This is a genomic window from Polaribacter vadi (assembly GCF_001761365.1).
GTDB classification, from domain to species: domain Bacteria; phylum Bacteroidota; class Bacteroidia; order Flavobacteriales; family Flavobacteriaceae; genus Polaribacter; species Polaribacter vadi.
Genome location: NZ_CP017477.1, coordinates 77,960 through 94,212, shown reverse-complemented (window position 1 = coordinate 94,212; position 16,253 = coordinate 77,960). Strand labels below are relative to the sequence as shown.

Sequence of the window (16,253 nt, the reverse complement as noted above, 5' to 3'; positions counted from 1 at the left end):
AGTAGTTTATTGAAGTTTTAAAATAAAAGATTCTAATGGTTTTACATCTAAACGAATTTTCGCTTGCTTATTTTTTACAATTAAAGTTGATGAATATTCGTTGTATAGTTGATCTTTAAATTGATATTCCCCCTCTTTTAAATTCCATTTTTTAATAATGTTTTCTGGGATTTGTAACTCAAAACCATATTCATTTTCTGCATTAAAATTAGAAATAATTATCAATTTTTCAGTTTCAGAATAACGTACAAAAGACAACACCTTTTCAGTATATCCTTCTGTATTTTCTCTATTAAATTGATGAATATCTTGGTATTCACCCATTAGAGCATCACTTTTAATGGTAAAATTTAATAAACGTTTGTAAAAATCTCTTAATGATTTTTCTTCTTTGGTAGATTGCCCACCATCAAATTTTTTGTCATTAACCCATCTTTGCAAACTTGGCACTCCAACATAATCAAAAATTGAGGTTCTACTTGGACTCCCAAAACCAGCGTTTTCTGAGCCATCTTCGCCAAATTCTTGACCAAAATAAACCATAGTTGGTGCTGTAGAAATTGTAGTAGAAACCACCATTGCTGGTTTTCCTTTTAAAGCATTGCCAGCAAATTCTGGACTTGCGATTCTTTGCTCATCATGATTTTCTAAAAAATGCAACATGTTGTGCTCAATATCTTTTAAATCTTCTTGAATTGGAGGAATATTATCTGTTAATCCATGACCTTGCATTACATGTTTAATGGTATCATATAACTGTACTTTATCATACAAATAATCCATTTTTCCTTTTCTGATATAATCTCTATACAAACTTGGATTGTATACTTCTGCCAATAAAAAAGCTTCTGGATTTTTCATTTTTATAGCAGAATTCATAAAACTCCAAAATTCAACTGGCACCATTTCTGCCATATCAAACCTGAAACCATCAACGCCTTTTTCTAGCCAATACAAAGCGATGTCTCTGAATTTTATCCAAGAATTTGGGACTGTTTTATCTTGCCAAAATTCAAAATGTTTCTTGTAATCTTCATTTTCAAAACCTGCTGGTAGTGCATCAAAATCTTTTTTACCATCAGGAGAAATTCCGTAATTTACCTTTACTGTCTCATACCAATCATTGCTATTTGGTTTTGGAGAGCGAGAACCATTTCCTGTCCATTTTGCAGGTTTTTCATCAAACTTATGATCACTTAAAGCATTTTCTTCTCCTCCTAAAGGTTGATAATCATTTACGAAATCTGGCACTTCAAATGCTTTGTTAGGCACATAATAAAAATTATTATTCACATCATATTCCACAGAAACATCATCCTCTGCACCAAAATCTTTTATGCCTTCAGGATTTGTTAAACCCTCATAATTTCTTGCTACGTGATTTGGTACAATATCAATAATAACTTTTAAATCGTTTTTGTGAGAACGTTCAATTAATTGCTCAAATTCTTGCAATCTATTTTCAACATTTACAGCCAAATCAGGATTTACATTGTAATAATCTTTTACTGCGTAAGGAGAACCTGCTCTACCTTTTACAACATCTGGATCGTCATTTGAAATTCCGTATTTTGTATAATCTCGAATCACATCATGATGAGGAACTCCTGTGTACCAAATATGTGTAACTCCTAAATCTTTAATTTCCGATAATGCTTTGTCTGTGAAATCGTTAAATTTTCCAACGCCATTTTCCTCTAAAGTTCCCCAAGGTTTGTTGGTGGTATTTGTGTTGCCAAACAACCGTGTAAAAACTTGATAAACTACAGTTTTTTTTGCTGTATTTGTACTCTTCATGCTCACTTCTGTCTCTTTTTTTTCTGGTGTACAACCTATTAATATTGATAAAATTAAGGCTGATAAAAGGCTATATATTTTTCTCATAAGGATTGCTTATTGTAAGGTGATTTTTATTTTTAATTCTTTTTTAGGATTCCATTTTACAGGAATTGTAAGTGTATTTTCTTTTGATAAAATTCGCTTTCTTTTTCCATTAACTTTTATCTTTTTAGGATTCCAGTTGATGTTATGAATAATTAACGTAATTTCTTTTTCTGATGAAATCCAGTTCTTGCCAAGTTCTGCTTCAAAATCGATTTCTAAATAACGTTTGCTATACTCAGCTTCGAATTCTAAAATTTCATAGTTTCCTTTTTCAAAAGCATTTGCAGTCAATCCATCATCATTATAAAAAGTTCTTTTAGTGTTTTCTTTTTCATCAAAATAATAATGCAATTCTAATTTATTTGCTTTGTAATGATCTGTAGTTTGCACTAATTCACTCATCAAAATAAAAGAACCTCCTCTTACATAAGTAGGAATTGCTTTATCTTTTACTTTTACCGTTTTTGTTTGTCCACCTACTATTTTTTCTTCATTATAATAGAAATTATACCAATTTGCCGTTTTTGGAAAATAAATCTCTTTTGTTTTTACGGAATCTTTTAAAATTGGTGTGATTAAAAAATCTTTTCCCCATAAATAAGTTTCTGAATTTGTCATCAAATTTGCATCATCTTCTTCAAAGAAAATAGGACGCATTAAAGGAGTTCCTTTTTGATTATTTTCAAATGCTAAATTGTAATTATAAGGCAACATTTTATAACGCAATTCAATTGCTTTTTTAGCTAATTTTTTTGTTTTTTCGTTTCTAAAAACAGGTTCACTTGCAACATCTTCTTGAGCATGAGGTCTATAAATTGGCTGAAAAATTCCATATTGCAACCAACGTGTATACAAATTATCGTCTAAATTTGCGCCTGCAAATCCACCTAAATCTGAGTGCATATATCCTAAACCTTGCATTCCCATTTGTAGGGCAATTTCTGGTTGAGATTGCAAACCTCCCCAACTTCTGCTTACATCTCCAGACCAAGGAATCATTCCAAAACGTTGTGAACCAGAACTTCCTGCTCTCATCAATATAAATGGTCTTTCATTTGGAAATTCTTTTTGATAACCTTCAAAAATTAAACGTGCCCAATCATGTCCATAGATATTATGAATTTCATCTGCTTTCTGAGTTTCGTTAAAAGTTACCCAAGAAGGTAAAACTTCTGGTTCTCCTAAATCTCCCCAAAAACCTTTTGCACCTAAATCGTAAATTTCTTTATAAATATTCCAAAACCACTCTTTACCCTCTTTTTTGTAGATATCTACAATACCAGTATTGCCAAAATAGAAATCATATTTTGCAGAATTACCAATAGAATCTTTTGCTAAAACTTGTTTTTGATCAGCTTCTTTCCATTTTTTTGAAGTTGATAAAATAAAAGGTTCTGTAATTAAAACAGTCTTAACACCTTTATTTTTTAATTTAGAAATCATCCCTTTCATATCAGGGAAAGAATCTGTATCAACTTCTAAATTTCCCATGGTTCCTTGCACAGTTTTCCCAAACCAATACAAATCTAGAATTACAGCATCTACAGGAATATTTTCTTCCTGAAATTTTGCGATTGTTTCTTCAGTTTCTTGTTGAGAATGATATCCAAATCTACTTGAGAAATTTCCTAAAGTCCATCTTGGAGGTAAAGGTTGTTTCCCTGTTAAATCTGTATAGTTATCAATTAAATCTTCCCAAGAATCGCCAACAATTATTTGATATGTTTTGCGTCCAGAAATAGTTTCGTAGGTTAAAGAATTGTCTTTATTACTATCCAAATCTAAATATCCAATTGGAGCATTGTCAAAATGAATCATGTATTTTTTTGATGAAATTACCAGTGGAATTGTAAAATTCATTAACTCTGCATGGGTTTCATAACCATATTGAGCTCTATTATACAAAGGCAATCTGTAACCTCTCCTATTCATTCCTAAAGCTCTTGCTCCTCCTCCAAATAAAACTTCGTCTTCAGTTAAATTGAATTCAATTTTCTCGGTTTCATCAGCAACAATATTGCCTTTTACCAAATCCATTGGTATGTGTTTGGATTTAAAATAACCTTGTTTTTCTGAAGTTACTAGCTTGTCTTTATAATAATATGAAATTTGAAAAGGCGATTTCTGAATTTTTACTGAAATGCCATCAGATTTGTAAATTATTTCATTATTGTTTTTATCAATTTTAATATGTGTTGAAGTTGGTTTTAAAACGACTGCATGAGAATCATACTTTTTTACTTCACCTTTAGGATAAAAAGTAGTTTCAACTATTTTTGGATTATAAAAATTGATAAAATAAACGCCATTTGAAACCTCAACTTTAAATTGATTTTCTTGCTCAAAATTTGCGCTTTTAAAATCTCTTTTTGCGTTTTGAGCAAACGTAAAAGTCGAAATAAATAGGAATAAAAAAAGAATTTTATAGGTTTTCATAAATAGTTTTAAAATGTTCTCGATACAATTTAGATGAAAAATCGAAATCACTCGAACTGACAATTTGTATTATTTTTTCAACAAAAAAGTAAAAGGCAGCTCCAATCTTTTTTGCCAAGATTTTTCTGAATGATCTGTTCCTTCAAAATATAAATTTTTGAAATTTGTATCATCATAACCTCCATTTTTAAAAATAGCATCTACTTTTGGAGCATATTGAGGATAAAAAGCATCCAACGTTTTATTACCATAATCAAAATACATTTTATGCGTTTCTGAATCTGGTAAATTCGCTTCTAAATAGTTAAAAATTGCTCCTGGTAAAGGATTGTTTTCTTTCGGACTTCCTCCAACCCAATGTGTAGAAAAACAAGCTGCTCCTGCAAAAACTGCTGGATATTCTGCTACTGCATACATACTCATTAAACCTCCCATAGATGAACCTGCAACAAACGTATTTTCTTTATTTGTATACACAGAATAGGTAGCATCTATATAAGGTTTTAGCTCAGTAACTAGGAAAGATAGGTATTCATCTCCTTTTAAATCAACACTAAAATTACTTTTTTTAGCTTCTGCATACATCGCTTCTTTATCTTCTTTTGATAAAAAATCCATCGCTTTTTCTGGGTACAAATCTTGCCAACGAATTTTAGGAATGTTATGAATGCCAACCACTATAAAATCTTTTACAGTTCCTTCTTTCATTAATTTGGTGGCAATTTCATCTACCATCCATTCTTGTTTGTTCCAAGTGGTAGTGGCATCAAATAAATTTTGTCCATCATGCATATATAAAACTGCATATTTTTTTGCTGATGAATAATTTTCTGGCAACCAAACATCTACAGGTCTTGGAACTATATTTTTAGACGGAAAAGAATCTACTCTTATTAATTTTCCACTAGCTAAAACTGCTTTTTCTAAAACGTTTGCTTCAATTTTTGGTTGATTTTGGATTTCCTTTTTTTCCTCTTTAGTTGATGCACTTTTACAACAAATCATCAATAAAATTGAAAATAAAAACGTTATTTGTTTCATAATTGTTATTTTTAAAACTGTTCTCTTTACAATTTCGAAGAAAAATCGAAATTACTCGAACTGACAATACTGAAAATTTAATTAAAATTTTGTAGTTAAAATTAGGCTTCCTTTTTCTGATAATTGAATAGCTTCATTCCATAAAAATTCATCACCAGAAATAATATTTTTTAAGGATTTTCCTTCTAAACCAACTTCTGCATAACGTTTTAAATCGATTGTAATTGGCTCTTCATTTTTGTTGATAATATGCACAACAGTTTCATCATCTTTAATTCTGAATAAAAAATAAGTCCCCATAAATGGCGCAAAATGAATCGTTTTCCCTTCGTGAATTGCTTCACTTTCCTTACGATAGTTTAAAACTTTGCTTACAAAATTTTGCATTTCTCTTTTTTCTGCTGATAAACCTTCACCAGTAAAAGCATTTATATTATCATCTTTAAAACCTCCAGGAAAATCGGTTCTTATTAAACCATGATCTCCAGGGTTTGCTGTGTCATCCATTAAAATTTCTGTTCCGTAATAAATTTGCGGAATTCTTGGCAACATCAACATATAACTTAACCCCATTTTTGTATTTGTAGCATCTTCATTTAATGCTGTAAATACTCTGCGTTCATCATGATTGTCTAAAAAAACCATCATATCTTTTGGAGTTGTATAATGGAAATCGTTTGCCAAACCTTCATAAAGTTTCACCAAACCTGTTCCCCAAGTTTCTTCTTCTTTAATGCCTTCCACAATTGCTTTTTGCATTGGGAAATCCATCGTAGATTGTAAGTTACTTTCATAACCATCTTTATTTTTTGCGCCTTTTTGCCAATAACCAACTAATAAAGGATTGTAACTCCATTCTTCGCCAACAATAGCAAAATTAGGATATTCGTTCATAATTGCACCTGCCCAATTTGCCATAAATTGTTTGTCAGGATAAGGATACGTATCTTGGCGAATTCCTCCCAAACCTAAAGTCTCAATCCACCAAATGCTATTTTGAATAATGTATGTTGCCATAAAAGGATTACGTTGATTTAAATCTGGCATTCCAGACACAAACCAACCTTCGTTATTTCCTTTTCTGTCAGATGCTGCAGCATACAAATCTTGGTTTGTAGTTCTTCTATGATTAGAACCTATATTTTTATCATTTTCCCAAGTATCAATATTGTCTTCGTAGTTTTTTTGATTGTTTATCCAATCTTCAAAAGGCAAATCTTTCATCCACCAATGTTCTAAACCACAATGATTCGCAACTTGATCCATGATTAATTTCATGTCTTTTTCGCGCAATTTATCCGCTAAATTTTTATAATCTTCTAAGGTTCCAAAACGTGGATCTACTTGATAATAATCTGTAATTGCATAGCCATGATAAGAGCCATTTGGCATATCGTTTGTTAACACTGGAGTTGGCCAAATTGTTGTAAAACCTAACTCAGCAATGTAATCTATATGATTTGTAATTCCTTGTAAATCTCCTCCATGACGTTTGTAACCATCAGTTCTATCAATGGTCGTTTCTTTTAAATTTTGGTTGATGTCATTCGTTTCATCAGCATTTGCAAAACGATCTGGAGTAATTAAATAAATAGCATCAGAACTATCAAAACCCTTATAATCTTCAGCAGGTTTTTGTCTTTCTTTTAGTTCGTATGTATGTGTTTTTTTAGTGTCATCATCAAAAGTAAAAATGATGTCGAATTTGCCTGCTTTTGTAGTTGCATCAATATTTAAATCGATAAAAAGATAATTTTGGCTTTTTGCTTTGTGAACTTTTTCTATAGAAACTCCATCATAAGAAATTGATGGGTTTGAGTTGCCTATATTGTTTTCTTTAACTAATAATTGTAGTGAAGTATCTTTAAAATTAACCCACCAATTGGTAGGTTCTACTCTTTCTAAAGAGGTATTAGAAATAGAAACATCAGAAAGATTTGTTTTTATTTCTTCCTTTTTACATGAGAAAATAAGCATTACAGAAAGTAAGAAAAGTTGCTTTAAATATTTCAAAATGTAGATTTTTTATAAACCTCAAAAGTTTTACAACTAAAAAAATCAGCATAAAAACTTTTGAGATTTTGTTATTATATTGCTATTAAGCAGTTTGTAAATTATTTGGCGAAATTGTTGTTATTTCTCCATTTACTAAAATTTTCACTTCGTTTTTACCATCCAACTCAAAATGAGTTCCTTTTTTAGAAACTTTTACAGTAATTACTTGATTTCTAAAATTGACTTTAAACGAGTAAGAATCCCATTGATTTGGAATTTTTGGCGAAAAAGAAAGTGTATTATCTAACACTCTCATGCCTCCAAAACCTTCTACAATACTCATCCAAGTTCCAGCCATAGAGGTTATATGCAAACCTTCTTCAACTTCGTGATTATAATCATCTAAATCCAAACGTGAAGTTCTTAAATAGAATTCATATGCCTGATCCATTCTGTTTAACTTTGCTGCTTGAATACTATGTACACAAGGAGAAAGCGAACTTTCATGCACTGTAAATGGCTCATAAAAATCGAAATGACGCTCTAATTCTTCCGTAGAAAAATCATTTTCGAACATATAAAAACCTTGCAAAACATCTGCTTGTTTTATGTATGGAGAACGTAAAATTCTGTCCCAACTCCATTTCTGGTTGATAGGCCTTTGGCTTTTATCTAAATCTGCAACTGTAATTAATTCCTTATCTAAGAAACCATCTTGTTGTAAATAAACATCATGCTTTTCTGAATATGGAAAATACATATTGTCTGCTACGTCTTTAAAAGAAGCCAACTCTTCATCTGTAAAATTCGTTTTTTCTTTAATTCTGATATAATCAGAAATATGATCCACTTTTACAATTTCAATGTTTTTTAAAGTATACTCTAAACACCATTTTGCAATGTAATTTGTATACCAATTATTGTTGATGTTATTTTCATATTCATTAGGTCCAGTTACCCCTAACATTACATATTTATTTTTATCTGTAGAGAAATTTACCCTTTGATGCCAAAAACGTGCAATTCCGATTAAAACTTCCAATCCTTTTTCTGGAATGTAAGAATAATCGTCTGTAAATCTGTAATAATTAAAAATTGCAAAAGCAATGGCGCCATTTCTGTGAATTTCTTCAAAAGTGATTTCCCATTCATTATGGCATTCCTCACCATTCATAGTAACCATTGGGTATAAAGCTGCTCCGTTTTTAAAACCGAGTTTTGCTGCATTTTCAATGGCTTTTTCTAAATGATTATATCTGTATTCTAGCAAAGTTCTTGCAACAGATTGATCTTTGGTTGCCATATAAAAAGGAATACAGTACGCTTCTGTATCCCAATAAGTACTTCCTCCATATTTTTCTCCAGTAAAACCTTTTGGTCCAATATTTAAAGAAATATCAGTTCCTAAATAGGTTTGATTTAGTTGAAAAATATTAAAACGAATTCCTTGTTGTGCTTTTACATCACCATCAATAGTAATATCTGACATGTTCCAGATTTCTGCCCAAGAATTTTTCTGGGTTTCTAACATGGCTTCAAATCCAAAACTTACTGCTTTGTCTAAAATATCTTTTGCTGCAGCAACTAATTCGTCTTTCTTATGGTTTCTATCAACAACATATCCACCAAATTTATGAATTGTATAGGTTTCGTTTTTCTTGATTTCTTGTTGATAATGGCAAGCAGTATAATTTGATGTTTTGTTATTATTACAGCCTGTAATTACCTCATTATCGTTTATAAATAAACGAGATTCCATAAAAGTACACGTATGAAAATTAGTTTTCATCGTTTTTGCTTCTATATAAGATTGTTGGTTGTTTTGAGTTACTTCTAAAACATCCCAAAATTGATCATCCCAATTGGTATCTTCATTGGTAATCCCAGCATCTAAATAAGGAGAAAAAGTAATTTTACAATCTTCATTTACAGGAGTTACATTATACTCAATTGCACCAACTTCATCCAATTCTAAACTTAAAAAACGCTTAGTATCAACTTTAATTTTGATGTCGTTTTGCAAAACAGCTTCAAAACTTCTAGCCAACCAACCTTCTTTCATGTTGAGTTCTCTTTTAAAGTTCGATACAGATTTACACGCATGTAAATCTAACTCTTCTTCGTTAATTTTAACGTTAATACCAATCCAATTTGGTGCGTTTAAAACTTTTGCGAAGTATTCTGGATAACCGTTTTTCCACCAACCAACTCGTGTTTTATCAGGATAATAAACACCTGCAATATAACTTCCTTGAAAAGTTTCTCCTGTATATTTTTCTTCAAAATTAGCACGTTGACCCATGGCTCCATTACCAATACTGAATAAACTTTCTGAAGATTTAACCATTTTCGCGTCAAATCCTTCTTCTAGGATAGACCATTCATTTGGTATGATATAATCTTGATTCATAATTTATGTTTTTTCCTGCAAGGTCTTTGAAACCTTATAGGTTTGTTGTTTTTTAATTTAATATCCCTACAAGGTTTTTGAAACCTTGCAGGATATAACAAATTTTTCGATTTTCTATTTTTCTATTAACTCTTGAATAAAACTGATACTGATTTCTGTAAAATCATTAAAAATATAATCAGCTTCCTTTAAAATATTTTTTTCACCAATACCAATACTGATCATTTTTGCAGCATTTGCAGCTTCTACTCCTGCAACAGCATCTTCAAAAACAATACAATCATCAGCATTTACACCTAAATGTTTTGCTGCTAATAAAAATACTTCTGGATCTGGTTTTGCTTTTGTAACATTGTTTCCATCAACAATTGCATCAAAATAAGGTAATAAACCAACTTTTTCTAAAATTGGCTTTGCATTTTTACTTGCTGATCCTAAAGCTATTGGAATGTTATTTTCTTTTAAATATTCTAAAATTTTTGGTACATCAGGTAGTATTTCTGATGCATCCATATTTTCGATAAACTTTAAATAGTCTACATTTTTTTCGACCATCCAAGTATCAAATTCTTGTTGTGTTGCAGTTCTATTTCCAATTTCCAAAAGAATTTCTAAACAGCGTTTTCTACTAACGCCTTTAAATAATTCGTTTTGTTCTTTGGTAAATTCAAATCCTAATTCGTTTGCTAGCTTTTTCCAAGCTAAATAATGATATTTGGCTGTGTCTACTATTACACCATCCAAATCAAAAATAAATCCTTTTTTCATATACTCTTAAATCTCTTCTTCTTGATAACTAATTGCGTTTTTATTGGTAATTAACAAGTTACATAAACCTGCAATTACCAAACTAATTCCTGCTACTGTCATAGCATTTATAGCTTCTTCTCCTAATAAACTCGATACAAAATTGATTCCTCCTAAAGCTGCTATAATTTGTGGGATTACAATAAACATGTTAAAAATCCCCATAATTACGCCCATTTTCTTTGGATCTACAGAGCTAGACAACATTGCATAAGGCATAGATAAAATACTACCCCAAGCAAAACCTATTAATACAAAACAGTACTTTAAATTTTCTGGAGATGCATAACTCATTGCTAAAAAACCGATACCTCCTAATATTAATGAAAACATGTGTACATATTTTCTATTGATATTTCTTTTAGAAGTATATAAGGTAAGTAATAATGCAAATGCCATAGAAGACAAACCGTAAATACCCATTGCAGAACCAACTGAATTAGATGACTCTTGGAATTTAGTGTTTGCAACTTTAAAAGCTTCTGCTTGAAGAGCATCTGCCATATTATAAGCAGTTTCAATAGGTGCAGGTGTTGCAAAAACGTGTTCTGTTAAAGCAGGGTTTGCCAAAGACCACATTGTAAAGAATGCAAACCACGAAAAAAATTGAATAACTCCCAATTTTTTCATAGTTGTTGGCATACTTCCAATATTGTTTAGAATATCTGGAATAAAATTATTTTTCTTTGCCTTTTCACGTTCAAACTCTTCCATATCTTCTGGAGGATATTCATCTGTAGTAAAAACAGTATATAAAATACTCGCTAAAAAGACCAAAGCTCCAACTCCAAAAGCCACTTTTACAGACATTGGCACAACACCAGATGCAGCTTCATTACTAACTCCTAATTGAGAAACCATCCAAGGTAAATTACTTGCGATCCAAGTACCAATACCAATAATTAAAGTTTGAACAACAAAACCATAAGATCTTTGAGATTGTGGTAATTTATCTGCAACTAAAGCTCTAAATGGCTCCATAGAAACGTTTATAGACGCATCTAAAATCCACAGAAAACCAGCTGCAATCCATAATGCAGGAGAATGTGGCACAAAAAACAAGGCTAATGAACTAAAAACTGCACCTACTAAAAAGTAAGGCCTTCTTCTCCCCCATTTTACGCTCCAAGTTCTATCGCTCATATAACCAATAATTGGTTGTACAAGTAAACCTGTTAAAGGAGCTGCAATCCAAAGCATGGGAATCTCTTCCTTTCCTGCTCCTAAAGTTTGAAAAATTCTTGACATAAATCCACCTTGAAGGGCGAATCCAAATTGTATTCCTAGAAATCCGAAACTCATGTTCCAGATTTGCCAAAAGCTTAATTTACGCTTTTCCATTATCGAATATTATTATATAATTAATGAATATTTCGATAAGTGTTTTAGACTTATCAATGATTATAAATTGTGGAATGTAATTTATTGATAAATCGTATTAAGGGAACAAATATAAGTTTATTTTGTGAAATTGATAAAAAACAGCTATTATTTTTACGACGACGGTTTCGTAAAAAATTCGTAATTTGAATAATTTACGACGACGGTTTCGTAGATTCTCTAAGTTTTAAATCGCTAGAAATTACAATTTTTTTAGGTTTATAAGCTTCAGTTTCTTTTTCAATTTTCTCTATTAAAAGTTCTACTGCTTGTTTTCCCATCGTAAAACCATGTTGTGCCATTGTAGTAATTGTTGGCGATGAATATTCAGAAATTAAACCATCTGTAAACCCTATCACAGACAAGTCATTTGGCACGTTTAAACCTCTCTCTTTTGCTATTTTCATTGAGTTTGCTGCATAAATTTCGTTTACAGCAAAAACACCATCTATGTCTTTATCAAAAACCTTTTCAATTTGATCTTTAATATCTTGGTTTTCATCAATTTCAACAATTAAATTCGGGTCTGTTTTTATGTAGTTTTCTATTAAAGCTTTCTCATAACCTTGTCTTCTTAAAGCTCCCACATTTACATGATTAGGAGTGGTAATTAAAGCTATTTTTTTAGCACCATTATCTAACAAATATTTAGTGGCTTTATACCCTGCACCAACATCATCAACAACCACTTTATCACATAAAATTTCATCTACAACTCTATCAAAAAGCACCAATGGAATTTCTTCTGCAACCAAGTCTGTAAAATGCTTAAAGTCTTTATTTTTAAGGGTTTCATTAGCTATTGACACAATAATACCATCTACACTTCCATTAGATAAAACCTTTAAAGTTTCTACTTCTTTTTTGTAAGATTCATTAGAAAAACAAACCATAATATTATAGCCTTTTTCATTGGCTCCTTCCTCAATTCCCATAATTACTGTAGAGAAAAAATGGTGAACAATTTTTGGTAAAATAACACCAATAACTTTCGTTTTTTGGTTTCGTAATTGTAAGGCTAAATGATTGGGTTTGTAGTTGTAAAGATTTGCATACGCTTGAATTTTTTCTTTAGTATCTGAACTTATCTCATGACTATCTTTTAATGCTTTAGAAACTGTTGATGTTGATACCCCTAATTCTTTGGCAATTGTTTTTATTGTAATTTTTTGCTTCATTTTTTATGGAAAAGAAAATTAAAATTCAATTTACAGCTAATTTAATGAATTAAATACAGAAAAAGTTATTAACACGAAACCGATTTCGTAAATTTTCTATTCTATATTATCCCATATATATTCTATTTTTACATATGTGGAATGTCAATTTATTGTTAACCTAAACCAAATTTACAGTTATTATTTAACAAATTATACATGAAAAAATTTAAATTATTATTAATCGGAATTCTACTAACGTCTTCTTTTACAATGTTTGCTCAGCAAACCGTAAAAGGTGTGGTTAAAGAAAAATCATCTGGGGAACTTTTACCTGGTGTTAGTATCGTAATTAAAGGTACAGTTAGAGGAACTGAAACAGACTTTGATGGGAACTTTACAATTGAAAGAGTAAAATCTGGAGATGTGCTTGTTTTTAGATATTTAGGATTTGCAACAAAAGAAGTTGTAATTGGATCTAACTTTAACTTAAGTGTAGAGCTAGATCAATCTGCAGAACAATTAGATGAAATTGTTGTAGTTGGTTATGGTACTACAACTGTTAAAGATGCTACTGGATCTGTAGAAGCTATTACTGCTAAAGAGTTTACAAAGGGTAACATTGTTACTCCAGAAAATTTATTAAGTGGTAGAGTTGCTGGTGTAAATATTGTTACTAGTGGTGCTCCTGGTGCTGGTTCTCAAATTAGAATTCGGGGAGGTTCATCTCTTAGTGCATCAAACGATCCTTTAATTGTTATTGATGGTTTGCCTTTAACAGGTGTTAATTTATCGAGTATCAACCCAAATGACATTGAATCTTTTTCTGTTTTAAAAGATGCTTCTGCAACTGCTATATATGGTTCTAGAGGTTCAAATGGAGTTATTATTATTTCTACTAAAAAAGGGAGAAGCGAATATACTTTAGATTATGATTATCAAATAGCTTTTGGAGAAGTTAAAGATAGAATTAATGTTTTTGATGGTGATTCATTTAGAAACCTAGTGGCTGCTCAAAAACCTGGAGATGTAGGATTGTTAGGAACTGCAAATACGAATTGGCAAGATGAAATTTTGCAAAAATCGGTTTCTACACAACACAATTTAACGGCTAGAGGACAAATCTTTGGTTTTATACCAACAAGACTTTCTGTAAATTTTTCAGAAATTGAAGGAAACATTTTAACATCACAATTTGATAGGTCTAATGTATCTTTATCTATGAATCCATCATTTTTTGATGATCATTTAAAAATTGGTGTAAATTATAACAGATCTTTTATAGATACTAGAATTGCGGAGGAAAGTCAAGTAAATGCTGCTTTACGTTACGACCCTACACAACCTGTTTATGATGCAACTTCTCCTTTTGGAGGTTTTTATCAACATTTAACAAGAACACCTAATGGTATTTTGGTTGATAATGGCACTAGAAACCCAGTTGCAGCTTTATTACAAAGAAATAACAACGAAGACACTTTTAGACAATTTGGTAATTTAAAAATCGATTATAAATTACATTTTTTACCTGAAGTAACAGCTACTGTTTCAGTAGGTTTTGATAAATCTAGTCAAAAAGGTATAACTTTTAATCCCCTAAATAGTCCTGCAAGTTACAACGATTTATTTGTAGGTGAAGATGTAAATTACCTTAATGAGTATAATAACGAAAATTTAGACGCTTATTTAACCTACAACAATACATTTGGTAAGTTTAAGACAGATGCTATGGTTGGTTACAACTACCAATCTTTTGATCGTTCTGGAAATAGCACAGGGAATATAAGAAACCCAAATAACACTGGTTTTACATCTTATGTAGACACACCTGTTGTTTTAGTTGGTTTTATTGGTAGAGTAAATTTAGCATATAATGAAAAATATTTATTAACGTTAAATTACAGGAGAGATGGTACTTCTAGATTTGGTCCAAATAATAGATGGGGTAATTTTGGTGGTGCATCTTTAGCTTGGAGAGTTAGTGATGAGGATTTCTTAAAAGATAATTCTGTAATTTCTGATTTAAAATTAAGAGCTTCTTATGGTGTTAATGGACAGCAAGATATAGGTAATGCTAGCTCTTTATACTTAGATATATATCGCTTTGGAAACCTGGGTTCTAATTATATTTTTGGAGGTAATACTATTCAATCTACCATTCCATCTCCACTTAATAAAGATATTAGATGGGAAACAACTCGTACAATTGAATTTGGTGTTGATTATGGTTTATTTAACAACAAATTATCTGGTTCTTTAAATGCATTTCAAAAAAATTCAACAGATTTATTATCAAACGCACCTGTTGCTGATGGTGCTAATTTTACAAATAGAATTGAGCAAAATATTGGAGACCTACAAGTTAATGGTCTTGAATTTTCTTTAAATGCAGATGTAATTAAAACTGAAGACTTTAACTGGAACTTAAATTTTAATGCTACTTATTTAGACAGAGAAATTAAGGAGCTAGCTTTAGATCAAGACATTACTACTGGAGATATTGCAGGAGGAACAGGAAACTATATTCAGTTATTTAGTGAAGCTTTTGCTCCAAATGCATTTTTTATGTACAAACAGTTATATAATACAAATGGCAGTCCAATAGAAGGTGCTTATGCAGATTTAAATGGAGATGGTATTATAAATCAACAAGACAGGTATTTAAAAGAAGACCCTCAAGGAAATGTAACTTTTGGTTTTCAATCGAATTTTAATTACAGAAATTTTGATTTAGCTTTTAACTTAAGAGCTAGTGTTGGTAATTACGTGTATAACAACGTAAATTCTAGTTTAGCACAATATGATCTTTTAAAAGACAATGCTGTACTAGGAAACATTCCAACTTCTGTTTTAGAAACTAATTTTAATAGTACTTCAGATGTTATCCTTTCTGATATTTATTTAGAAAACGCATCTTTTTTAAGAATGGACAACATAACTTTAGGATACACTTTTGATAGACCTATCAAAAAATTTGCATCAAACAGCATTCGTTTATGGGCTGGTATGCAAAATGTTTTTATACTTTCTGACTATACTGGTTTAGATCCAGAAGTTTTTAATGGTATTGATAATAATATATACCCAAGACCAAGAACTATCTTAGTTGGTGCTAACATTAAATTTTAATTAATAAATAATTA

Annotated in this window: 9 protein-coding genes; 1 reads left to right on the top strand and 8 read right to left on the bottom strand. The window is 30.7% G+C overall.

Annotated elements, in window-relative coordinates:
* Positions 1-6 precede the first annotated feature (6 nt).
* The 8 genes from LPB03_RS00390 to LPB03_RS00355 all read right to left on the bottom strand — a co-directional run bounded on the left by LPB03_RS00390 (position 7) and on the right by LPB03_RS00355 (position 13,131).
* The gene (locus LPB03_RS00390) at positions 7-1,884 is read right to left on the bottom strand and encodes an alpha-amylase family protein (RefSeq protein ID WP_065318458.1); all 1,878 of its coding nucleotides are present in this window, start codon (positions 1,882-1,884) and stop codon (positions 7-9) included.
* A gap of 9 nt (positions 1,885-1,893) precedes the next feature.
* The gene (locus LPB03_RS00385) at positions 1,894-4,320 is read right to left on the bottom strand and encodes a glycoside hydrolase family 31 protein (protein WP_065318459.1); all 2,427 of its coding nucleotides are present in this window, start codon (positions 4,318-4,320) and stop codon (positions 1,894-1,896) included.
* A 69-nt stretch (positions 4,321-4,389) separates the two neighbouring features.
* A complete protein-coding gene (locus tag LPB03_RS00380) occupies positions 4,390-5,361 on the bottom strand; it encodes an alpha/beta hydrolase (RefSeq protein WP_065318460.1) in 972 nt (323 codons plus the stop codon).
* Between the two features lie 81 nt (positions 5,362-5,442).
* Positions 5,443-7,338, bottom strand: a complete 1,896-nt coding sequence (locus LPB03_RS00375) for a glycoside hydrolase family 13 protein (protein ID WP_065318461.1) — start codon at positions 7,336-7,338, stop codon at positions 5,443-5,445.
* Positions 7,339-7,459: 121 nt separating this feature from the next.
* Entirely contained in the window at positions 7,460-9,766 is a 2,307-nt protein-coding gene (locus LPB03_RS00370) for a maltose phosphorylase MdxK (protein WP_065318462.1), read from the bottom strand.
* A gap of 114 nt (positions 9,767-9,880) precedes the next feature.
* On the bottom strand, positions 9,881-10,534 hold the full coding sequence (pgmB, locus tag LPB03_RS00365; protein ID WP_065318463.1) for a beta-phosphoglucomutase: 654 nt from the start codon (positions 10,532-10,534) through the stop codon (positions 9,881-9,883).
* Positions 10,535-10,540: 6 nt separating this feature from the next.
* Positions 10,541-11,914: an MFS transporter gene (locus tag LPB03_RS00360; protein WP_065318464.1), complete on the bottom strand. Its 1,374-nt coding sequence runs from the start codon at positions 11,912-11,914 to the stop codon at positions 10,541-10,543.
* Between the two features lie 194 nt (positions 11,915-12,108).
* Positions 12,109-13,131, bottom strand: a complete 1,023-nt coding sequence (locus tag LPB03_RS00355) for a LacI family DNA-binding transcriptional regulator (RefSeq protein WP_065318465.1) — start codon at positions 13,129-13,131, stop codon at positions 12,109-12,111.
* Positions 13,132-13,329: 198 nt separating this feature from the next.
* On the opposite strand from LPB03_RS00355, the gene LPB03_RS00350 reads away from it, so the two are divergent.
* Positions 13,330-16,239 carry a SusC/RagA family TonB-linked outer membrane protein gene (locus LPB03_RS00350; RefSeq protein WP_065318466.1) on the top strand — a complete coding sequence of 970 codons (2,910 nt, stop codon included), beginning with the start codon at positions 13,330-13,332 and terminating at the stop codon, positions 16,237-16,239.
* Positions 16,240-16,253: the final 14 nt, after the last annotated feature.

Excerpts from the sequence above, each read along its gene's own strand:
- LPB03_RS00390 (WP_065318458.1), bottom strand. The coding sequence starts at position 1,884 with ATGAGAAAAATATATAGCCTTTTATCAGCCTTAATTTTATCAATATTA.
- LPB03_RS00385 (WP_065318459.1), bottom strand. The coding sequence starts at position 4,320 with ATGAAAACCTATAAAATTCTTTTTTTATTCCTATTTATTTCGACTTTT.
- LPB03_RS00380 (WP_065318460.1), bottom strand. The coding sequence starts at position 5,361 with ATGAAACAAATAACGTTTTTATTTTCAATTTTATTGATGATTTGTTGT.
- LPB03_RS00375 (WP_065318461.1), bottom strand. The coding sequence starts at position 7,338 with ATGCTTATTTTCTCATGTAAAAAGGAAGAAATAAAAACAAATCTTTCT.
- LPB03_RS00370 (WP_065318462.1), bottom strand. The coding sequence starts at position 9,766 with ATGAATCAAGATTATATCATACCAAATGAATGGTCTATCCTAGAAGAA.
- pgmB (WP_065318463.1), bottom strand. The coding sequence starts at position 10,534 with ATGAAAAAAGGATTTATTTTTGATTTGGATGGTGTAATAGTAGACACA.
- LPB03_RS00360 (WP_065318464.1), bottom strand. The coding sequence starts at position 11,914 with ATGGAAAAGCGTAAATTAAGCTTTTGGCAAATCTGGAACATGAGTTTC.
- LPB03_RS00355 (WP_065318465.1), bottom strand. The coding sequence starts at position 13,131 with ATGAAGCAAAAAATTACAATAAAAACAATTGCCAAAGAATTAGGGGTA.
- LPB03_RS00350 (WP_065318466.1), top strand. The coding sequence starts at position 13,330 with ATGAAAAAATTTAAATTATTATTAATCGGAATTCTACTAACGTCTTCT.